We start from the raw sequence: 20215 nt of genomic DNA, 5'->3' as shown, positions 1-20215 counted from the left end.
TGCGGTGGATAATTGGGTTTATGAAGATGTGAACACCACTTTTATTCAAGATGAGGAAATGTGTCAGCGTCTAATGAATCTCAATCCTAATTCTTTCCGCAAGATGGTGGGAACCCTGTTAGAAGTTAATGGTCGCGGTTACTGGGAAACTTCTCAAGAGAATTTAGACCGCTTACAGGAACTTTATCAAGAAGTGGAGGACCGTATCGAAGGAATCGAGTAATTGATCTAGTAAAATACATCAAGGTAGAGAGGCAAAATATCGCTTCTCTACCATTTTTGTCTAGGAAAAACTTACAGTATTTGAATCACTTGTCTTGATCATCTTGTTGGGACTGAATTCTTCTCTCTTTATCCCCTGTAACAAAAACCGTCACCAAACCTGTTAAAGTACCCGCACTCATAATTCCAGATGCCCAAACTTTATCATTAATCCCCAGATAAATAGAGCCACCTAAACCAACTATCGCAATCGTAAAACCGGCAATTTGTCCAAGATAAGAGCGGATATTATCGTTTTTTACCAGTTCTGTTTCTATCTTTCTTCGATGTTCACCTTCTTTCTCCGTCATAGACAAAATCCGATCAGCACTACCAGGCAAAACTTCTTCATATCCTTTTAGAATTGTTGGATGAGGAATCGGGCCAGAGAAGGTTATGCTTTTGTTTATTCGTCTCAGGAGAATCGAGATTTTAGTTGACTGATCAATAGTCTCATCTTCTAATATTTCATCTATGGACTCTAAAGGTCTTTCAACTAGCTCACTATTATCCTGGTCTTCTGACTTTTTACTTTCGTCGGACATTTTAAGACAACTTTCCCCCATATTCACAAATGGCATTGTAAATATCTAATCCTGTCTTCATCCAATCAGACTGAATTGCGGCAGCGTCTGGGTTCAAATGTACTTTTTTGCCCACAGGAACACGACAACGATAATCTAGATTGGCACGATAAGTCCCCCCTATATCTAGAACAGAGACCAGACCATCCATAAAGTACCGTCTAGGAATAGAGTAATTTTGGGAAGAAATGTCACGATAGTATTTTTTTACCATAACACCCTCGTTTAAGTTATGCCTACCCCTTTATTCTAGCATTTTATCATAGCAATTTTTTGAATTTATAAGAAATTATCACACTTAACCCATTTTTTACAGTTACAACACATAGCCACTACATTCGTACTATTAATGATCAAGGCAATTGACCGACCTTATCATTAAATCCTGACAAATATAAGTTTAAATTATAGCTATTGCGCCCTAAGAGCGATAATATTTAATATTAACCAGATTTATACCAAAGATAAATCATTATGGAAAACGTCACAGAAACTCCCCTTTTATCTCCTAAAGGAACCTTTCCCGCCAAAGTTGTCAAAGTTATTGACGACTATAAATTAGTGATCAATAGAGGTGAAATTAGTGGCATTCGAGAAGGGCAAAGAATGTTAGTTTACAATACCAGCGAAGAGGAAATAAAAGATCCTCAGACTGGTGAGTCTTTAGGCTATCTTGACTTAGTGAGAGGGACGGGGACAATTACTTTTGTTCAAGAAAAAATATCGATTTTACAATCGGATAGAGCCAATAATAAAGGATCTAGATTGCTGGAGTTGTTGCTTAAAGAACAAGAAACCCCGTCCGATTTGATAGGAAAATTCTTAAAAAGAGCCGTAGGAGCGAATTCTAAGAACGATAAAAAGCCAATATCCGAGCTAATAAATCGTGAATTATTAAATAAACTGCTAGTACGGGAATTATCCGAAACGTTACCTTTTGAAAACCCTCAAATTGGCGACTCAGTTAGACCTATTTAGACCTATTGATGGAACAACCAATATTAGAATACTTTTTATCTCTTAAATATCCGATTTCAATTTATCCCGAAGAAGAAGGAGGATACACGGCACTAATTCCCGATTTACCCAGATGTATGGCTCAGGGGGAAACTTTAGAGGAAGTGATTATTAATATTGAAGAAGCGAGCGAATTTGGATAGAGACAGTTTATTTTAGTGATAAAAAAGATATTCCCATGTTTTCTAAAAGATGAATAAATATCCCCGTAAATTGTTGCGGCGATGCTGATTTTTTAAGCATTATTTCCCTTCTCACCTCTAAGAGCCGAAAATAGACAGAGACGACCCAAACCCAAGATTGCTGGTGAGAAGTTTTCCTGACTGGGGGCTTCTAGATTGCAGCCAGCAAATTCTTGCTGAATTTCTGTTAGGAAATAGGGCCAAATGGTCAAGAAAAAATTACCGCTAAAAATTATTTGATCGATATCTTTAAGACTTTTTTGCTGTTTTTCTAACAAATCATTAACTTTTTGTCTTAAATTATCTAGATATGGTGCAATCACCTTCTTATTTAAATCCCTACGACTGACAGTCCAAGTATGACCGGCTAGAGAGGAGGTAAATTCGCTTTCTTCTTGCAGGATTAATTTGGTTAATCTAGCGGCTGCCAGTAAAGATTTTTTTAAGGGATTAGTATCGGTGAGATCGGAGAGCGAAAACGGCAAAAAAGAACGCCAGAGAGGATAAATTAACTGAGAGAGTATGGCCTGTTCATAGGTGTTTTCCCCATAGTTAAAATGGCTTAGAGCGATCGCTTGACGGGATAAAGAGCAAGTTTGCGGTGGGACTTCCAGCAGCGCTAAAGTGGTAGTCTCTCGTTTACCTTCGATAACAAGTAGGGTTTGGGGTTGGGGTTGGTCGCTAGTGGGAATATAGGCCAGAGCAGTAGCGATCGCTGTTTCTAGACTAGAGAGACAATCGGGGGGTATTAGTTGCGCTGTGAGAAGGGCTTTTTTTAGGTCATCCGTGGGGGTTTCCCCGTCATCGGTGATAATAATAGCTTCTAATCGCTCTAGGGCTTCCCAGAGCCAAGAATCGGTGCTAAAATCCCGATTAGATAGCCAGTTAATTAGATATTCTTCCACCTGAGAGCAGGGTAAGAGATCGCTTGTTCCCGTTGCCAGACTCCAAGAAAGAGGATAAAAATCGATCAGTCCTTGGCTTTCCCGAAAAAAAACGATTTTCACCCCTGGTGGTTGTACCTCCATTCCCAGGGACCAACGGGCAACTTCAGGGGTTCGATCGGGGAATAATAAGGGAGAAAGCAGCGCTTTGGCCGATTCTAAATGTTGACGAGTGGCGATAATTGTCCCGGAAGTAACTTCTTGCGGGTCAACTAGAGACGAAATCACCTTGGCAAGAATCCGATCGATCTCGGTCAGTAGAGAGGAAAAATCCTGTTTATCGGTCACTAGATAAATAAAAATACCCACAACTTTCCATTGTAGAATCACCTGCCTAAAACCAACAAAATTTAAATATTAAACCATGGAAGAAAAACGATATCCTGCGGAAAAATTAGCAGAGATTCAAAAATTATTAGATACAGCCACTTTATTGGTCGGTTTGGCCCCTGAAACCCTCGATCAAGTTACTTCTCATGCTGTCACCCGCACTCATCCTGCTAATCGGGCGATTTTATTAGAAAATGATTGGGGTGGTTCGGTTTACTTTATTCTCGATGGTTGGGTGAAAATTCGTACTTACAATATGGATGGCAAAGAAGTCACCTTAAATATCCTCGGTAAAGGGGAAATAGTCGGAGAAATGGCCGCTTTAGAAGAATCTCCCCGCTCCACTGATGCTATCACCTTAACCACGGCCACAATTAGCAGTATTCCCGCTCAAGATTTTGTTAATCTGCTCAAATCGGAGCCTTTAGCGGGAATTCGTCTTTCTCAGTTAATGGCCAAGCGTTTGCGTCAGCTTAACCGGCGTTTACGTTTGCGCGAGGCCGATAGTCTCTCCAGAGTCGCCGATACTTTACTCTTTTTAGCCGAAGGTCAAGGAGAAAAAAGCGGTCAGGGTGCGATAATTCCTAATTTACCTCACCGGGAATTGAGTAGTATTAGTGGACTGGCCCGGGAAACCGTGACCCGATCCTTGACCAAATTGGAGAAAAAAGGCCTGATTCAACGACAGCAGGAGTCTCTCTCTATTCCCGATCTGGCCGCTTTAGAAAAAGCGATCGCCTAAATTCAGTTATCAGTTATCATACTAAATCCGGTTATTAAAGACTGATTATCTATTCCTCCTTTTGCCTCTTGCCTACCTATTGCCCCTTGCCTATCCTGATATGTAGCCTATACTCAACGGATTTAGTATGACTGAAAAATTAACCAGTTTTGGAGTGGTGCTGGTGACAACGGCCAGCGAAACGGAAGCGGAAAACTTAGCGATCGCCTTACTTAACGATCGCCTGGCCGCTTGTGTCAGTATTTACCCGATTCGTTCCATTTATCGTTGGCAGGGACAGATTGAAAACGAGCGCGAATGGCAATTAGCGATTAAAACCGATTTAAAGCAGTTTGAGCAGTTATCGGCGAAGATACAGGAACTTCATACCTATGCCGTCCCAGAAATCATCGCTTTACCGATTGTGGCGGGTTCTCAGACCTATTTAGACTGGTTAGCCTCCCATACGGGTGGGGTGTCAGAATAGACCAATCGGTAAGTTTAGCGAAAAAAATCTATATAATTCTTAATAAACTATCTCAGGAAGCGCAAAAAGTTTTAATCTAGATGCTGATTAAATTTTTAAACATCTGGTTTTAAGACCGATCGCCTCCACGATTGGAGAACTCAGCACATCGTCAAGGGAGATAGTTAAAATCCAATGAGTCTTAAGGCAAGCGGTGGCAGCTCCTTAGCGCGTCCCCAACTCTATCAAACCGTCCCGGTATCTGCTATTACCCAAGCAGAACAACAAGACCGCTTTCTCGATAAACCCGAACTCAATGAACTGATCGCCTACTTCCAATCGGGGAGCAAGCGTTTAGATATTGCCCAAACCCTCACCCGGAACTCCGATCTGATCGTCTCACGGGCAGCTAACCGGATTTTTACCGGCGGTTCCCCCATGGCCTACCTAGAAAAACCCCCCGTGGAAGAATTGGCCCTGGTGGGTGCGGGTAAAGTTATCAACGTCCAGGAAGGGATGAAATTAGGAACCGTTACCTACGCTGAAAGCGGGTCTGGTGGCGGTGGTGGCCTTCTCGGTGGCTTAAAAGGGATTTTCGCCTCTAGCGGCCCAATTCCCCCCGGATTCCGACCGATTAACGTCTCTCGTTACGGTCCGAGCAATATGCAGAAGTCCCTCCGGGATTTATCCTGGTTCCTGCGTTATATTACATACGCGATCGTGGCTGGTGATACCAGTATCCTGATCGTTAATACCCGCGGTTTAAGGGAAGTTCTCGAAAATGCCTGTTCTATTGATGCCACCATCGTGGCCCTGCAAGAAATGCGGGCTGCTTCGATCGAGTATTTCCAAAGAGACAAGGATGCGGCCACTTTAATCAGTGACTATTTCAATATCCTACTGGGGGAATTAAAAGCCCCCACCCCCTCTAATAAACTGCGTCAGCGTCCCAGTAGTGACCAACAGGGTTTAAGTCTTCCCCAAAGCTACTACAACGCCGCCGAAAAACGGCAAAAGTTTGTCATGAAAACCGGTTTATCGGAGTCAGAAAAATCTTCGATTATCAAGGCCGCCTACAGACAAATTTTTGAACGGGACATCACTCGCGCCTATAGTCAGTCGATTTCTGACCTAGAATCGAAGGTGAAAAACGGCGACATCTCGATGAAAGAATTCGTCCGTCGTCTCGGTAAATCGCCTCTCTATCGTAAACAGTTCTTTGAACCTTTTATCAATAGTCGCGCCCTAGAATTGGCTTTCCGTCATTTCCTCGGTCGCGGTCCTTCCTCCCGGGAAGAAGTACAGAAATACTTCTCGATCGTCTCTAGCGGCGGTTTAGCGGCCTTAATCGATGCTTTAGTGGATTCTCAGGAGTATTCTGACTATTTCGGCGAAGAAACCGTTCCCTATCTCCGGGGTTTGGGTGCAGAAGCGCAGGAATGTCGTAACTGGGGGATGCAGATCGACCTGTTTAACTACAGCGCACCTTTCCGCAAAGTTCCCCAATTTATCACCACCTTTGCTAAATACGATCGCCCCTTACCGGATCAGCACGTTTACGGTTCTGGAAATGATCCCCTAGAAATCCAATTTGGGGCAATTTTCCCGAAAGAAACCCGCGAACCTAGTTCTAGTCCCGCTCCCTTCGGTAAAGATACCAAACGTATCCTCATCCACCGTGGACCGGCGACTAATAACCAAAATAGCAACCCCAGCGCCCGAGGTGAATTCCCCGGTACTTTGGGACCGAAAGTTTTTCGTCTCAATAACGAGTTACCCGGTTCTAGTAATGGGGTAAGCGTTAAATTTGGCGAAAGTTCCACCCAAAGAGTGATTTTAGCGGCTTATCGTCAGGTTTTCGGTCGAATGCCCTACGAAGGTCAGCGTTTATCCGTGGCCGAGATTAAGTTAGAAAATGGCGATATTACTCTGCGCGAGTTTATCAAAACCCTAGCTAAATCCGAGACTTTCCGGAAAATCTACTGGACTCCTCTCTATGTGGTGAAAGCGATCGAATATATTCACCGTCGTCTGCTCGGTCGTCCCACCTACGGTCGTCAGGAAATGAATCAATACTTCGATATCTGCTCGAAAAAAGGCTTCTATGCTTTAATCGATGCTCTTATCGATAGTCCCGAATATACGGAAGCTTTTGGCGAAGATACGGTTCCCTACGAGCGCTATCTAACTCCCCAAGGGATGCAGTTACGGATGGTGCGTTTGGGTAATCTCCGCGAAGATATCGGCCAAAGAGTTGATAAAGAGGAAACCCCGCGCTTTATTGAATTGGGTACACCTTCGGTCTCGATTCGCACTGAACCCGATATTCAATCCCGTGTCGGTCAAGGTGTCACGGTTCAACGGGAACAAACTAAGATCTTTAAACTGTTAACTAATCTGGATAAAGTTGCCGTACAAAATACTGTTCGCGCCGCCTATCGTCAGATTTTTGAACGGGATCTCGAACCCTATATCATCAATGCCGAATTTACTGCTTTAGAGAGTAAATTAAGCAATGCTGAGATCACGGTGAAAGAGTTTATTGAGGGTTTAGGTGGTTCGGATCTTTACCTGAAAGAATTTTATGCTCCCTATCCGAATACGAAAGTAATTGAATTGGGAACTAAGCACTTCTTAGGTCGCGCTCCCTTGAATCAAAAAGAAATCCAGAAATATAACCAAATTCTGGCAACTAAGGGATTAAAAGCCTTTATCGGTGCCATGGTCAATAGCATGGAATACCTACAATTATTTGGTGAAGATACTGTTCCCTATCGTCGTTTCCCGACTCTACCGGCCGCTAATTTCCCCAATACGGAACGGTTATACAATAAGCTGACTAAACAGGATAGTGAACTGGTTGTTCCCAGTTTTAAACCGGTAGTTAAGGTCGGTGGCTAATTAGTCCTTGAAGTTAATTAATTTAGCTCGTGTTCGACACGAGCTTTTTTTAGTTTAGTATCCCAAAGCTAACCCATCAGACCTAGGTTCGCAAGCGGTTAGGAAAATTCCTTCAAGGGGTGACAGACGAGCTACAAGCTAGACAGAGCCTAGTATCTAGCCAAATGTCCCCTTAAAGAAATAGAGTGGTTAGGCACACCACTCAAAAATTTAAAATCTTACCTTCATTCTATCAGGCTTGCTTACAGGCCAATCGAGCGCGAAGCAAGCTATTTGACCTTACAGATACTAATCCTGCTCTTAAAAAGTCATCGGACAGTCCAACTAGAGAAACTAGCCGCTCTTTTCCCGCAACCAATCACCTTTGAAAGCAGAAGAAGAAATGCGCAGAGATTTCTCAAACTTCCGAAACTAAACGTGAAACTATTGTGGTTTCCCCTAATCAAACAGATAGTCAAGCTAGAGTTGAGCGGGAAAAATAAAAATCGAGAGCAAAGAAGAAAACTCCGAAAACTGAAGCAGGCGGTGGGAGACCGTGAATTTCAGGGAGTGCAACTAGATAAGTACCCAGAGGATAGAGGTGTAGCTTTTATTCTGCGTCAAAAGAAAAATACTTACACGCAATTGAAAGATAGAGAAAACTATCAAGCTCTTTCAGAGTTAGAAACGAACTGGGTAACTCGAAATCTTTTTCAAGTAGTTACCCACATAAAAAGTCATAAGATTGAGAGTTTTAATCTGGCAATTTATTGAAAAAGAGGCTATCGAAGTAAAGGTTATCAAGAGCCTTGGTATTTATTGACTAACCTAAAATCTTTGGAGTTAACGCTCAATTTATATCGAGTCAGATTCGGGATTGAGGCGATGTTTAAAGATTGTCAAACGGGAGGATATAACCTCGAAAAAACAAAAGTCAGCAAACCTCACTTTCTAGCTTTAGTTTTATTGATCGCTATCGCTTATTCTTTGAATACAACCCGAGGTCAACGTTTCAAGCAATCGGGAACTAGCGATTATGGTTCTCGCTCGACATCTAAATTGGTCTATGGGGATTAGGGGTTAGGGGTTGGGGAGTAGGGAGAAGGGGAGAGGGGAGACCACTTCGTGCGCGTTGCGGGGGAGAGTCAATAAAAAGCTGTCTCCTGATTTGAAAGAGGGTGTGGGGTGTAGGGAAGGAAACCTCTTTCATCTCTGGTGGTGAAAATTTTTTCATTGGGACTGACTCCTAAATACTGACGACCGACGGCTGATGGTTAACTTGACAAAAATTACCTCGGTTTCTATAATCCTGAAACCGTTAACAAAATTGAGTGATAAATAGCTGGGCAAAAAATCAAGAAAAACAGCAAAAAAACGCAGTTCCCCCCTTGACAAATAGCAAAAACTAGACATTAGTTAAATTTAATGATTTTTTAATAAAAACCGCCTTCTATCACCAGAAAAAGCTATCGGTAGATTTTTATCAGAGTAATGTAATCATCTTTACAACTATCGGGGATCAAAGGATGTTAGGGTGAAGGAGCGATGACAAACCCACTTTAAGATCACCCCGATTGCTATGGCACAGATTCTCGATCCCCTCCCCAACGGCAAGAAAAATAGTATTCTTTGTTGCTATGTCAATGCGACCAGTCATATTCAAATTGTTCGCATCACCAATATTGCTAACTGGTATTTTGAAAGGGTGGTTTTCCCTGGGCAGCGTTTAGTATTTGAGACCCTAGCGGATGCTTTCTTAGAGATTCATACGGGGATGATGGCCAGCGCCATCCTTTCCGATAACATCCCCTGTGAACGCCTTTATATCAGCGATGGGGATGACGATGACTCCGACGGTCAACTAGACAGGGAAATGTTTTATCCCCATTCCCTAGAGGAAAGTCAAGGGGCGAAAATTGACAATACCGTACCCTTCAGTTTAACTTTAGCTTCCGCCTAGCTAATAACCTAATCTGATAATTCCCCTCGCACGAGAATCACAGTGCAATTAACGGCACGGGCAATCGTCGAGGGGATATTGCCATTTAAGAACTGATTGAGCAAACTTTCCCTAGATGCACCCAAAAGCACCAAGGAACAGTCTTCCGATTCTACCAGATGAATTACCGCCTCGGCCGGAGAGGCCGAACGAATCGGTAAAGGCACGATCATCTGTGCGATCGCTTTTTGTAAAGATGCTTGTAAAACTTCCAAAGTGGACAGATCTGGCAGTAACTCCGTCGGAGAATAGATTTTACATAACCAAAGTTTGGGGTGATCCGAAGACTCGGACAAAGACAGCAAACTAGGCAATAATGCTAAGGCGCGTTCGGCATTCGGACCGCCGGCGGTGGGAATCAGCCAAATCCTTTCCCGATTAGGATCGTTGGGAAAACAATCCTTTGTCCCCAATTTTACCAAGATGGTTTCACAGGGAGCCTCAGCGATCAAAGTATCGACTGAAAACCCAAAAATTGCCCCGGTGGTGGATTTTTCCCCCGTCCAACCCATAATTAACAAATTGCTGTGTCGTTCGCGAATCGTGGCCAAAATCCCGTCGGCGATATCCTGAGCCACAGAAATTTGTGTATGAACAGAGAGCTGCTGCTGACGGGCTAATCTTTCCAGACGATGAAGTAATTTGCGTCCTTCCCGCGTATCTACCCTGACTTCCGCCGGAGAACTAAGACGAGGCACAGTAATCACATAGAGACAATCTATCTCATAATTGCGTTCACGGGCGATGGCAGCAGCAATTTTAAACAAAGCGGTAGCGGTGTCGGGATTGGCAATAGGTAATAAAATCCGACCTATTCCCACAGCCGGGGAACGAGTTTGATAAACCACATAGGAAGGGGTACTGCGTTGGGGCAGCTGACAAACTCCCCCCAATTGATCGGCTTCCACCCGGATAATATCGGTGCGGGTGATGATCCCCACCAGTTTTTGACCGTCGGTAACGGGTAAACGGGAAAGCTGATAGCGATTTAAGAGAAATAAAACATCGCTTAAAGCTGCCTGGGGGGCCACAGTAATCGGATTGGGAGTCATCATCTCCCGCAGCACGGTTTGACTGTTTTTTGATCGCCATTTATCCAGATCACTTTGGGTAAAAATCCCCAATAGTCGCCCCTGTTCCACCACGGGAAAACCGCGATGATGGGAACGAGACATAATTTTCACCACTTCCCCTAGGGGTAAATCCGCCGGCAGAATTTCCACCTGCGATTGCATCACATCTATAGCCGACAGATGGGCCAACACATCATTAGCAGGGGTTTCCTCGTTGAGAATAATACCACTAGCGGAAAGTAAATGCTGATAGAGGGAACCGGGGCGAATGCTTTCAGCAGTGATATAAGAAACGGCACAGGTCAACATCAGGGGCAACACAACATTAAAATTGCGATGCAGTTCAAAGACAATCACGATCGCCGTTACCGGAACCCTGACTACTCCTGTAAAAAAAGCCCCCATACCGGCTAAAGTATAACTAGCTTCGCTGCCGAAACCCATCATTTTCGTCTCGATTCCCCCCACCAGAAACCCCAAACAGGATCCCAACACCAAAGCGGGGGCGAGGAGTCCTCCGGGGGCGCCAGAACTATAGGAGATCATGGTCAGGAAAAAATAGACCACAAAAGCGAGGGCGGTATTCTGCCAACTTAATTCCCCTGCCAGCAAAAATTCGCGTAAACCCGTATTATCTCGGAAAAAGTCGGGTAAAAAAGCCACTACCGTTCCCGATAACCAACTGACCAGACCGATACGCCAAGCCAGAGATAACCGCCAACGCCGCTGCATCTGGCTACAAAAAAGGATGCCTTGATTGAATAAAGCTCCCAATAAGCCCGCTAAAACCCCCAAAAGGCCATAAAAGGGTATTTCTTGGGCAGAGAAGCTAATATTGGCATATTCAGTGATGATCGAGGGGGTATTCTGCAGCATCATCGAAACCACGGCCCCGGTAAAGGAAGCCACGATCGCCGTTTCTAGGGTCATACTGGAGACATCGCGCATTAATTCCTCGATCACAAAGAGGACTCCGGCGATGGGAGTAGTAAAACCGGCCGCTAACCCCGCGGCTGCCCCGGCTGCGATCATCTGACGACGGTGATCAGGACTGGTGGGCAGCCAGACGCTTAACTGGGCCGCTAGGGCCGCCCCGATGTGTACCGTGGGAGCCCGACGACCAAGGGTTAAACCACCGCCAAGGATCAGGATCGCCCCGATCATTTTTACGACGGCAACGCGCCAAGACAGGGGCAAAGGATATTTAGCTAAGGCCGCTTTTACTTGGGGAATACCACCCCCGGCGGCCGCGGGGGAGAAGTGTTCGACAATCCAACCGGCACTGTAACCAAGCAGAAAACCGCCGAGGGGCAAAACTAGGAAAGGAGAGGAATTGGCTACTAGATGCACCCGCCAACCACCTAACCAACCGATGCCCAATTTCAGGATAATAGCGGCAAGGGCGGAGAGAATTCCGATTAAACAGGCGACCAGTAAAGCATAACGACTATCGGTGGCGCTACGTCCGAAGTGTTGGGATTTAAACCACTGACGGAGGTTTTGGTGACGGGCAAAAAGTCCCATAATTATCAGGGAGAATCAAGGCAATGGCGGAGCGAGGATTTATTTCGGGTTCTGATTCCTCGTCTCTTTAATCATAGGCCGTTAAGTTCTGTCACCGTTCACCTTGTTGCTACCAGTGGACCCAATAGTAGTTTTTCTCTCGATGGGCTAGGATCAAAGATTGTCCCTATCTTTGAGCGGAGGATATAAAACTTGTCATTGATTGACCATATCTCTACAGTGGATCTATTTTGTGGGGCTGGGGGGCTAACCCATGGTTTTGAGAAAGCTGGACTCAAGGATATTCCTTTGTATCCTAATCAACTATTTTCTGTTTTTCGCTGATTTGTGTTCTGGCAAATTCATCGGGTTTGTTAGCCATCTCGAAGTTACTTGCAACTATCAATTTATCTAATCAATCATACAATGTCTTTGCGGAAAAAAGCCGCTCCATTCCCCTTGACAGCATCTCTTTTGAATAATTAACTATATAGTGATATAATTATATTAATTTGGCTCAAGTGCCGAAGCTCTTACCATATTTTTTAGCCAATGTCAATAAAGTTATGAAACGATTCATGTTATTATTTTCTGTTCTCGTCAGTTTTTTGGTATTTATTAGCCTTCAAATCGATTTTTCCTTGTCCGCACTAGCTCTAACTCGACAACAGCCAGAAGGACCGGGGCAGCTGTTATATCAATCCCGTCATAGTTTGCGCGATAATACTGGTAGTCCTTGGCAGGTGGTGTTATTTAAACGAGTTAAAGATGGGGAAACGGTAGAAATTAGTTTGCGCTTGGTGGGATTTCCAGAGGGGATTGAGTTTCTTCACCCAGAAAGATTAACGATAACCACTGCTAAAGGCCAAATTTTAGCGGCTGAGGATGCTTTTGCCCAAGAATCACCCGCAGCTAACGTTGGTCAATACAAGATGCAGGATATCTTAGCGCAGCTACCCGTTACCGAAGCGATCGAGCTTTCCCTACCCCTAGACAATCCCCGCTCTCTCAGTATCCCGATTCCTGTACTTTTGGAATGGCAAAGTCTGCTTTTTTCCGTAAATGTTTGACTTTTTGGGTTAGGGTGAAAAATTGAGAATCACCTTGGGACTGTTTGGTACTTTATCTGACTAAAATGCCCAATTAGCAAAAGTTTCAGCTATCACCACTACAATAAAATCACTACCATCAGGATTTACTCTCAGAAGATTTCAATTGCCTGACTACAGTTCTAAAGCTTCGTAGATGTATAATTTATTCAAAAAACCGACAGTGCTGAAGTGATAACTAGGTAAAGGGGGAGGGAACGATAATTCCGTTTGATAAACGCTGAAAATGAGAAAATTCTTTCTAGATGTGTTAGTGGCGATCGCTTCTTGTAAAAAAGGATGACCCGTATCCACCAACATTTTACAGTAACCCCGCAAGAGAGCTTGCACCTCGATGGAAGCTTGCGCCCGAGCGCAGACATTATCCTTAAGATAGCTAGTTAACCTCTGGGAAGCGTATTGTTCGTAATCTTGACGATTGGGGTTAGTTGTCAGCAATATTCCCGCAATTCCCCCTAAAACCACCCCTAACACCATTCCCCCTAACCGTGCCAATTTCATAAGCTCTCAAATCATCACTCACTTACCCTAACCATAGCCCGAATTAGGGTAAAAAACCTCTTGTCAACCATTCGTCTTGTGCTATACTTGAAAAGGTGTACGGCGAGCGTAGCCAAGTGGTTAAGGCAGTGGATTGTGGTTCCACCACTCGGGGGTTCGAGTCCCCTCGTTCGCCCTCTTTTCAAGACCATCGATTTCAGGCTAGGCTAAAATTCGCACTGAATCAACGTCCTTTTTGTAGTAGTTCCGATCGTGGTTGCTAACAACGTTCAACAGCAAAATAATATCTGGGGAGTTTAGCATCTAATGGATCAGATAGTGATGCCATTCAGACTTAAATTGACCTTTTAAATACAGCAATTTTTTCTGGAATGTAGTGATTAGGAAAAATTTAAGAATACTTTCTCACCTAGCCCCACCTTTTATATTAACCGATTAAGAGGATAATTACCGTGAAAACAGCGAAATATCCCGAAAAAATTGCCGCTCTCTGGACAACATTTCTCTTGGGAACCCTATTTCACACGCAACTAGGGTTAATGCCACTCTTCCATGGTCAATCGATCGTCGAGAGTCATCAAACCAGCAATCTCGATCCGATTTTCTGGGGAATGTTGCTCTTTTTTTTGCTGCCAATGTTAGCGATTATCGGGGTCAATTTTAGCGAAAGTCGCTCCTTGAGAAAAACCCATTTCTGGCTAACAATTCTCTATTCTATCTTGAATTTAGCCCATCTGATCGCCGATCTTCTGGTCAGACCGATCGCTTGGTATCAAATCGCTCTCATGGCAATTTTATTGATCATCGGACTGATTTTAAATCTAGTTTCCTATCAATGGCTGCGGTTAGCGATCGCCCATCCGCGCCATCTCTCGGAAAATCATTAGCAGCGCCAAGATCAAAGGGTGGCCCGTTGACTAACTGATTCACACAAGAGGAGGCCTTTTGATCTCAAGTTGGTGGTTATTAAAGCAAAAGCAAGCTTAAACCGTAGCTAAAGCGATTTTTTTTGAAAATATAGCTTAAAAACTCTAATTAATTCCTATTATTCCCCAGATCAGCGCGTAAATTGCCCCTGTTTTCTCGCCGCTGCTGCGACCACATCTTACCAAGTATGGATATTTTTAGCTATGATGGTTCAAAAGCAAGCCAATAAAGGGAACTTTCTTGGCTGGTTATTCATCAGAAAACTCCTGATCGGAGGAGTTAAGCAGACGATATAGTTCAGATTAACGGCAAATATTGGTTAATAGTAATAACGAGGTAATTATTTTGATGAAATCTCTCATTCGTTGGACGGCAACTCTTGGTTTAGTAGGAACGACAATGTTGACTTCGCTGCTGGGCAGCTATTCTAAAGCACTCGCTTTACCGGAAGAACAAATCGTCAGAACCTTGCAGTCTGTACCTGTCTTCGCTATTGCCGATGATCAAGGAGTTCCCCTAATTGCCGTGGGAGAAAAAGAACAGAAATTCACGGGAGTTTTTATCAGTCGGCAGGACGCACAAAACTTTTTTGAACGACTGAAAAAAGAGAATCCCGAAGTGGCCAGCAAAGTTAAAGTTCAGCCCGTTTCTTTGGCAGATGTCTATAGAATGCAAACCAGTCAAACCGAACAAAATCGTTTAATTGTCGATTTTGTTCCCAAAGAGTCGGAAGTAGAATCGGCGAAAAAACTACTCAGTGAAAGAGGTCAACAATATCAAGGTGGTGTACCTTTATTTGTGCCGAAAGCGGGAAAAGAGAGTAATTTTCTGGTGATCAGTCGCAATAATCAGGATTTGATTCCTTTCTTCTTTGAAAAGGCCGCCGCTTTGCAAATGGTAGAACAATATAAAAAAGCTAATCCCGCAGAAGCAGCCACGGTTAAAATTGATGTTATTCCCTTAGAAAGTGTCATCGCTACCCTACAACAAAGCAAGGATGAAGCTTTAACCAAAATTCTCCTCTATCCTAGCCAAGAAACGATTGATTTTATTCGGGCAAATAGTAACCAAAAGGCTCCCAACCAACCCCCGGCAAATCAGCCACGCCCTAATAATAATACCAATAATCCCCCCGCCCCCAATCGTTAAGTCTTGTGTCTGCTAGTATTTCCGGTCAACAATTAAGTCAATGGCGCCAACAGGCGATCGCTGATTTAGAGCAAGCGCAACTATCTCCGAAAGAAGTGGATATCTTTCTGCAAGCAGTGACAGATATAGATACTCTTTCCCTGCGCTTACAATCCTTTCGCGAACGAGAAAAAATCCCCTTGAGTTATTCTTGGTCGGAAATTACTAAACGCTGGCAAAAACGCCTGCAATCAAGGGTTCCCTTGCAGTATTTGCTCGAATCGGTGATCTGGCGTAATTTTACCCTGAAAGTCTCCCCAGAAGTCTTAATTCCTCGTCCCGAAACCGAGTTATTAATCGATATTGTTGGAGAAACCGTCAGAGGAGACGACGGGGGAATCTGGGTAGATCTGGGAACCGGTAGCGGTGCGATCGCTATTGGTTTAGCCCGTATCTTGACAAAAGCAGAGATATATGCTATTGATTACAGTCAAACGGCTTTAGCGATCGCCAAAGAAAATATCATCAATACGGGTTTTGCCGACAGAATTATCTTAAAACAGGGTTCTTGGTGGACACCCCTAGAGAAGTGGCAAGGACAGATTAGGGGTATGGTGTCCAATCCTCCCTATATTCCCAGTGCAGAAATCCTCGACTTACAAATTGAAGTGCGGGAACATGAACCCCGTTTGGCCCTCGATGGAGGTGAAGACGGATTGACCGCGCTGCGCTATCTAGTGGCCACTGCTCCCGATTATCTGCGCTCAGGAGGTCTTTGGCTAGTGGAAATGAGAGCCGGTCAAGGGGAAAAAGTAGCGCAAATGCTGGAAAATCAGGGCAATTATCGACAAATTCAGATTATTAACGACCTAGCAGGTTTCGATCGCTTTGTTTTGGCCGAGCGAATTTAGCGCAATGTACCCGCTTCGCAGTCCCGCAGCCAGAGACGCACCGCTTGGCCGATGGTCCCTTGACTGGTTTCTAGGGGAGGTAAGGGGACTTGAGCGGGTTCAAGGGAAGCTAATTGACTGTAAACCGTCACTAATCGCCATCCTTCCCCAGTTTTAGTTAAAAATAACCAGTGATAATTCTGGAGAGTGACAGAGCGATTTTTGCTATACTGACGCTCTAAAGTTGTAAAAAAAACCTGTTGAGTGTCATCGGCAATTTGACCAGAATATTGACTGGCAGTTAAAGGTAGGGGTGCAAATTCCGGACGACCGGCAATAATCACAAAAACCGGTGTAGATAATTTTTGATCGATTTGGGAACGGGTCATAACTCGATTAGCATAACCGGGTAAATCTGACAAGAGGCGATCGACTAAAAGATTTAAATCCTCCGGACAGCTAGAAAGAGGACGACTAGCTGCTGGGAAGTTAATCCCGAAAATAACCAGTAATACAGCTAAATGTCGGCTAATTCTTGACAAATTTTTGCCCATGCTACCTTTGGCTCCTCGGCACCGGTGATCGGTCGTCCAATTACTAGATAATCAGCCCCAGCTTTAAGCGCTTGGGCCGGAGTCATTACCCGACTTTGATCCCCTTTGCTTGACCAGGAGGGACGAACTCCGGGGCAAACTAAGAGAAAATCCTCTCCACAGACGCGCCGCAATTGCGCCACTTCTTGGGGAGAACAAACCGCCCCATCAATTCCCGATTCTTTGGCCAATAATGCCAGATTTAAGGCATATTCCGATAGTTCTAGGGGAATTTTGAGGTCGAGGGCTAATTCGCGGGCGTTAAGGCTGGTTAAAACGGTGATAGCGAGAAGTTTTGGCGGCGATAGCAGGTCAGAGATTGCCGCCTTAGCTGCCGTCATTGCTTGCCGTCCGGCTGTTGCGTGGAGGGTGAGTAAATCCACTTGATAGCGACTGGCGGAACGACAGGCCCCGGCGACCGTATTGGGAATATCATGAAATTTTAGATCGAGAAAGCTCTTTTTTTGTCTTTCTTGCAGAATCCCTAGAATTTCTGCACCGCTACTGACAAATAATTCTAGTCCCACTTTCCAAAAATTGACTTCCGGCAACAGATCGAGCAGTGCGATCGCTGATTCTAAATCCGGCACATCGAGAGGAACAATAATTCGGTCTGAGTTGGTCATATTTGGGTGATAAATCAGAGAAAAATCCAATCGGCAAAAGTGGCAGCCTGTCCGCAATAAATGCCATCACGATCGATGATATTCCAAACGATCGCTTTTTCAATGCGAAATAGTTGACCGTTTTTCGTGATCCTTACCCCGTGATAATCGTTGATATAGCCCTGTTTTTTGACTAAATCCAGCATTTTTTGGCGTTCTTGGGCGGTTTCCTCTCCCTCTACCGTTGCTCGCGAAGGAGTTGCTAATAATTCTTGCCAAGTTAAACCCCAGAGATCGAGGGCGCAGCGATTACCATAATTGAAGATCGGATTAGTTTGTGTACCGTGGGAAACTAGCACAAAAGGGGCATAAAAGAGCATTTTACTCTGTTCTTTGGCAGTACCGATCCAGGGTAAAAGCGATCGCCCGATTAACCGTTCATAATTATCCAGCAGCAATTCTGTCCAATCTATAATAGTTAAATCTTCCCAAATTTCCATAAAATTATCTTGAAAAACCGGTTTAATCTTGCCGTTGCCAATATTTATAGGCCGCGTAGGCTAAAGTAATCACTCCCGTCAGAATTGCCGACTCATCCACTAAAAATTCCGGATGGTGAAGGGGGGGATTGAGGAGGTTAGGAGAACCCACTCCCAGACGAAACATTGTCCCCGGGGCCTGTTGCAAATAAAGGGAAAAATCCTCGGCCCCCATGGAGGGTTCCGAGAGAATTAAAACCCGATCCTGTCCCCAAGCTTCTAAACCAGCTTCTTCGACTAACCGGGTTAAAAATTGGTCATTTTGCACCGATGGCACGCCCCGACGATAATTTACTTGACATTTAGCGTTATATGTGCTACAGACATTCGTGACCAAACTCTCGATCCATTCCGGGAGATGGGCGTGGGTTTCTGGGTGCAGCGATCGCACCGTTCCCGCCATGCGTACCTGATCGGCGATGACGTTGGGGGCGCGACCACCGCTAATCTGGCCGATGGTGAGGACGATGGGACGCAAAGGGTTCTGAGTCCGACTAATTGCCTGTTGCAAAGTGGTGATTACTTGGGAGGCGATCCAGATAGCATCGATCGCCTCGTGGGGCCGGGCTCCGTGGCCTGATTCCCCTTGAATAAAAATTTCCAGATCGTCGGCAGCTGCAGTTAAGGCCCCGTAACGAACTCCGATCGATCGGGCCGGAATCGAGGGGAAAACGTGCAGCCCGAAAACGGCGCTGACATCCCGCATCACCCCCTCCCGGATCATCCAACTGGCCCCCTGGGCGATTTCCTCTGCTGGTTGAAAGAGAAAGCGTATTTTTCCCCCCAAAGGTTCCGAAAGACGGGAAAGCACCATCGCCACCCCTAAACCGACGGTAGCATGAACATCGTGACCGCAGGCGTGCATAATCCCCGGTTTACGGGAAGCAAAGTCTAAATCGGTTCTTTCTTGGATTGGTAGGGCATCCATATCGGCCCGGATGGCTAAAATCCTTCGATCACTGCCTTTTCCGGCCAATTCTCCCTTAACTCCCGTTTTTCCCACTGCCTCCTGCACCGATAGACCACAGGAAGATAAAACCCCGGCAATATAGGCGGCAGTTTGATATTCTTGCCCACTTAACTCTGGATTCGCGTGAATGTGGCGGCGAATCTCCACTAATCGGGGTGCGAGACTCTCGGCTATGTTTTTAATCTCGGAGAGCATGAAACCAGTTTTACAGTATCGTTAGGGTTAATCATAGAGCATTTTTTACCTGAAAAGTTGGGTCTGGCTGATTTTAAGTCTGAAGGCAAGAGGCAAGGGGCAAAAGTCAAGGGATTAGGAGAGATTCGGCTAATCTAAGCACCGGCGGTTAAAATGCGTCTTAGGTTATTCATCTCTTGATTCGGCAACGCCTCTTGAGAGAATATTCCAGCTATGATAGGAAACATTGTCTAGTTAGGAAAAAACATGGTTCAGTCTTCCGAAAAAATTGAAGTTAAGTACGGGGAAAGAGAAATTGCCGAAGGAACATTAATTACTTTCCCCAATCCACGCCCTGGCAGAAATTACGATATCCATATCACTCTGCCGGAATATACCTGTAAGTGTCCCTTTTCCGGTTATCCTGATTTTGCCACCATTTATCTTAGCTACGTTCCCGATCAAAAGGTGATGGAATTAAAGGCGATTAAACTTTATATTAATAGTTATCGCGATCGTTATATTTCCCACGAAGAAGCAATTAACCAAATTTTAGATGATTTGGTGGCCGCTTGCGAACCCTTGCAGATGAAAATTAAGGGGGATTTTCATCCCAGAGGTAACGTACATACCGTGGTGGAGGTGATGTATAAAAAAGAATAGCATAATTTTCTAGTTTGGGGATGGGTTTGCCCCCATCTCTAGCTGTTCTAGTTTTTGTTGTTCAAGTTTTTTGCTGTCGTCGTCTTCAATACCCATTTTGAACTTTTCCTCTATACTTAAAGCTTAAATGTTATACCATTTTTCAAAAAGTGTCTC

22 protein-coding genes and 1 tRNA gene are annotated in these 20215 nt (G+C 44.6%); 15 read left to right on the top strand and 8 right to left on the bottom strand.

Going from position 1 to position 20215, the window contains the following annotated elements:
• Positions 1–223: cobaltochelatase subunit CobN (locus IM473_RS14210; protein WP_287660083.1), on the top strand; the 223-nt coding region annotated here is incomplete at its 5' end.
• An 85-nt stretch (positions 224–308) separates the two neighbouring features.
• Here the strand turns inward: IM473_RS14210 and IM473_RS14205 are convergent.
• Complete coding sequence (locus tag IM473_RS14205; RefSeq protein WP_287660082.1) at positions 309–806, bottom strand: DUF2335 domain-containing protein; 498 nt, start codon at positions 804–806, stop codon at positions 309–311.
• Between the two features lie 513 nt (positions 807–1319).
• On the opposite strand from IM473_RS14205, the gene IM473_RS14200 reads away from it, so the two are divergent.
• Positions 1320–1823 (top strand): hypothetical protein, encoded by a 504-nt coding sequence (locus tag IM473_RS14200; RefSeq protein ID WP_287660081.1) that lies wholly within the window; start codon positions 1320–1322, stop codon positions 1821–1823.
• A gap of 8 nt (positions 1824–1831) precedes the next feature.
• Complete coding sequence (locus IM473_RS14195; RefSeq protein WP_287660080.1) at positions 1832–2005, top strand: type II toxin-antitoxin system HicB family antitoxin; 174 nt, start codon at positions 1832–1834, stop codon at positions 2003–2005.
• 92 nt (positions 2006–2097) lie between these two features.
• On the opposite strand, the gene IM473_RS14190 is transcribed toward IM473_RS14195, so the two are convergent.
• Positions 2098–3297 carry an acetate and sugar kinases/Hsc70/actin family protein gene (locus IM473_RS14190; RefSeq protein ID WP_287660079.1) on the bottom strand — a complete coding sequence of 400 codons (1200 nt, stop codon included), beginning with the start codon at positions 3295–3297 and terminating at the stop codon, positions 2098–2100.
• Positions 3298–3352: 55 nt separating this feature from the next.
• On the opposite strand from IM473_RS14190, the gene IM473_RS14185 reads away from it, so the two are divergent.
• The 6 genes from IM473_RS14185 to IM473_RS14160 all read left to right on the top strand — a co-directional run bounded on the left by IM473_RS14185 (position 3353) and on the right by IM473_RS14160 (position 9345).
• Positions 3353–4060 carry a Crp/Fnr family transcriptional regulator gene (locus IM473_RS14185; RefSeq protein ID WP_287660078.1) on the top strand — a complete coding sequence of 236 codons (708 nt, stop codon included), beginning with the start codon at positions 3353–3355 and terminating at the stop codon, positions 4058–4060.
• A gap of 127 nt (positions 4061–4187) precedes the next feature.
• A complete protein-coding gene (cutA, locus tag IM473_RS14180; RefSeq protein ID WP_287660077.1) occupies positions 4188–4526 on the top strand; it encodes a divalent-cation tolerance protein CutA in 339 nt (112 codons plus the stop codon).
• A gap of 174 nt (positions 4527–4700) precedes the next feature.
• Positions 4701–7406: a phycobilisome rod-core linker polypeptide gene (locus IM473_RS14175; protein WP_287660076.1), complete on the top strand. Its 2706-nt coding sequence runs from the start codon at positions 4701–4703 to the stop codon at positions 7404–7406.
• A gap of 273 nt (positions 7407–7679) precedes the next feature.
• A complete protein-coding gene (locus IM473_RS14170; protein ID WP_287660075.1) occupies positions 7680–8159 on the top strand; it encodes a hypothetical protein in 480 nt (159 codons plus the stop codon).
• Between the two features lie 45 nt (positions 8160–8204).
• Positions 8205–8462: a hypothetical protein gene (locus tag IM473_RS14165; protein ID WP_287660074.1), complete on the top strand. Its 258-nt coding sequence runs from the start codon at positions 8205–8207 to the stop codon at positions 8460–8462.
• Between the two features lie 502 nt (positions 8463–8964).
• Positions 8965–9345 (top strand): DUF1830 domain-containing protein, encoded by a 381-nt coding sequence (locus IM473_RS14160; RefSeq protein WP_287660073.1) that lies wholly within the window; start codon positions 8965–8967, stop codon positions 9343–9345.
• An 8-nt stretch (positions 9346–9353) separates the two neighbouring features.
• On the opposite strand, the gene IM473_RS14155 is transcribed toward IM473_RS14160, so the two are convergent.
• Positions 9354–11981 carry a chloride channel protein gene (locus IM473_RS14155; protein ID WP_287660072.1) on the bottom strand — a complete coding sequence of 876 codons (2628 nt, stop codon included), beginning with the start codon at positions 11979–11981 and terminating at the stop codon, positions 9354–9356.
• A 545-nt stretch (positions 11982–12526) separates the two neighbouring features.
• Here IM473_RS14155 and IM473_RS14150 point away from each other — a divergent pair.
• Positions 12527–13030, top strand: coding sequence for a DUF3122 domain-containing protein (locus IM473_RS14150; RefSeq protein ID WP_287660071.1), 504 nt, complete (start codon positions 12527–12529; stop codon positions 13028–13030).
• Positions 13031–13183: 153 nt separating this feature from the next.
• Here IM473_RS14150 and IM473_RS14145 read toward each other — a convergent pair whose 3' ends face one another.
• Positions 13184–13570: a DUF4359 domain-containing protein gene (locus tag IM473_RS14145; protein ID WP_287660070.1), complete on the bottom strand. Its 387-nt coding sequence runs from the start codon at positions 13568–13570 to the stop codon at positions 13184–13186.
• A 102-nt stretch (positions 13571–13672) separates the two neighbouring features.
• Here IM473_RS14145 and IM473_RS14140 point away from each other — a divergent pair.
• The 4 genes from IM473_RS14140 (at position 13673) to prmC (ending at position 16536) form a co-directional block, all read left to right on the top strand.
• Positions 13673–13745 (top strand) — tRNA-His (locus IM473_RS14140).
• 277 nt (positions 13746–14022) lie between these two features.
• Positions 14023–14457 (top strand): hypothetical protein, encoded by a 435-nt coding sequence (locus IM473_RS14135; RefSeq protein ID WP_104397250.1) that lies wholly within the window; start codon positions 14023–14025, stop codon positions 14455–14457.
• Between the two features lie 388 nt (positions 14458–14845).
• The gene (locus IM473_RS14130; RefSeq protein ID WP_287660069.1) at positions 14846–15646 is read left to right on the top strand and encodes a Tic22 family protein; all 801 of its coding nucleotides are present in this window, start codon (positions 14846–14848) and stop codon (positions 15644–15646) included.
• 5 nt (positions 15647–15651) lie between these two features.
• Positions 15652–16536, top strand: coding sequence for a peptide chain release factor N(5)-glutamine methyltransferase (gene prmC, locus IM473_RS14125; RefSeq protein WP_287660068.1), 885 nt, complete (start codon positions 15652–15654; stop codon positions 16534–16536).
• Here the strand turns inward: prmC and IM473_RS14120 are convergent.
• From IM473_RS14120 to IM473_RS14105, 4 genes are read right to left on the bottom strand one after another with little or no spacing between them, the layout of a single operon-like run.
• Positions 16533–17069, bottom strand: a complete 537-nt coding sequence (locus tag IM473_RS14120; RefSeq protein ID WP_287660067.1) for a hypothetical protein — start codon at positions 17067–17069, stop codon at positions 16533–16535. The genes prmC and IM473_RS14120 overlap by 4 nt on opposite strands.
• The gene (gene pyrF / locus IM473_RS14115) at positions 17033–17734 is read right to left on the bottom strand and encodes an orotidine-5'-phosphate decarboxylase (protein WP_287660066.1); all 702 of its coding nucleotides are present in this window, start codon (positions 17732–17734) and stop codon (positions 17033–17035) included. The genes IM473_RS14120 and pyrF overlap by 37 nt, the downstream gene beginning before the upstream one ends.
• A 14-nt stretch (positions 17735–17748) precedes the next feature.
• Positions 17749–18213, bottom strand: coding sequence for an MEKHLA domain-containing protein (locus IM473_RS14110; RefSeq protein WP_287660065.1), 465 nt, complete (start codon positions 18211–18213; stop codon positions 17749–17751).
• A gap of 22 nt (positions 18214–18235) precedes the next feature.
• Positions 18236–19417, bottom strand: a complete 1182-nt coding sequence (locus IM473_RS14105) for a M20 family metallopeptidase (protein ID WP_287660064.1) — start codon at positions 19415–19417, stop codon at positions 18236–18238.
• Between the two features lie 246 nt (positions 19418–19663).
• Here IM473_RS14105 and queF point away from each other — a divergent pair, with 246 nt between their 5' ends.
• Positions 19664–20059, top strand: a complete 396-nt coding sequence (gene queF / locus IM473_RS14100; protein ID WP_272081528.1) for a preQ(1) synthase — start codon at positions 19664–19666, stop codon at positions 20057–20059.
• The last annotated feature ends 156 nt before the right edge of the window (positions 20060–20215 follow it).

The organism is Microcystis sp. M015S2, assembly GCF_020245945.1.
Taxonomy (GTDB): Bacteria; Cyanobacteriota; Cyanobacteriia; order Cyanobacteriales; family Microcystaceae; genus Microcystis.
This window is presented reverse-complemented; position numbering and strand designations above follow the sequence as displayed.

What these genes read in the sequence shown, in the direction of transcription:
- IM473_RS14205 (WP_287660082.1), bottom strand. Translation starts at nt 806, where the DNA reads ATGTCCGACGAAAGTAAAAAGTCAGAAGACCAGGATAATAGTGAGCTA.
- IM473_RS14200 (WP_287660081.1), top strand. Translation starts at nt 1,320, where the DNA reads ATGGAAAACGTCACAGAAACTCCCCTTTTATCTCCTAAAGGAACCTTT.
- IM473_RS14195 (WP_287660080.1), top strand. Translation starts at nt 1,832, where the DNA reads ATGGAACAACCAATATTAGAATACTTTTTATCTCTTAAATATCCGATT.
- IM473_RS14185 (WP_287660078.1), top strand. Translation starts at nt 3,353, where the DNA reads ATGGAAGAAAAACGATATCCTGCGGAAAAATTAGCAGAGATTCAAAAA.
- cutA (WP_287660077.1), top strand. Translation starts at nt 4,188, where the DNA reads ATGACTGAAAAATTAACCAGTTTTGGAGTGGTGCTGGTGACAACGGCC.
- IM473_RS14175 (WP_287660076.1), top strand. Translation starts at nt 4,701, where the DNA reads ATGAGTCTTAAGGCAAGCGGTGGCAGCTCCTTAGCGCGTCCCCAACTC.
- IM473_RS14160 (WP_287660073.1), top strand. Translation starts at nt 8,965, where the DNA reads ATGGCACAGATTCTCGATCCCCTCCCCAACGGCAAGAAAAATAGTATT.
- IM473_RS14155 (WP_287660072.1), bottom strand. Translation starts at nt 11,981, where the DNA reads ATGGGACTTTTTGCCCGTCACCAAAACCTCCGTCAGTGGTTTAAATCC.
- IM473_RS14150 (WP_287660071.1), top strand. Translation starts at nt 12,527, where the DNA reads ATGAAACGATTCATGTTATTATTTTCTGTTCTCGTCAGTTTTTTGGTA.
- IM473_RS14145 (WP_287660070.1), bottom strand. Translation starts at nt 13,570, where the DNA reads ATGAAATTGGCACGGTTAGGGGGAATGGTGTTAGGGGTGGTTTTAGGG.
- IM473_RS14130 (WP_287660069.1), top strand. Translation starts at nt 14,846, where the DNA reads ATGAAATCTCTCATTCGTTGGACGGCAACTCTTGGTTTAGTAGGAACG.
- IM473_RS14120 (WP_287660067.1), bottom strand. Translation starts at nt 17,069, where the DNA reads ATGGGCAAAAATTTGTCAAGAATTAGCCGACATTTAGCTGTATTACTG.
- pyrF (WP_287660066.1), bottom strand. Translation starts at nt 17,734, where the DNA reads ATGACCAACTCAGACCGAATTATTGTTCCTCTCGATGTGCCGGATTTA.
- IM473_RS14110 (WP_287660065.1), bottom strand. Translation starts at nt 18,213, where the DNA reads ATGGAAATTTGGGAAGATTTAACTATTATAGATTGGACAGAATTGCTG.
- IM473_RS14105 (WP_287660064.1), bottom strand. Translation starts at nt 19,417, where the DNA reads ATGCTCTCCGAGATTAAAAACATAGCCGAGAGTCTCGCACCCCGATTA.
- queF (WP_272081528.1), top strand. Translation starts at nt 19,664, where the DNA reads ATGGTTCAGTCTTCCGAAAAAATTGAAGTTAAGTACGGGGAAAGAGAA.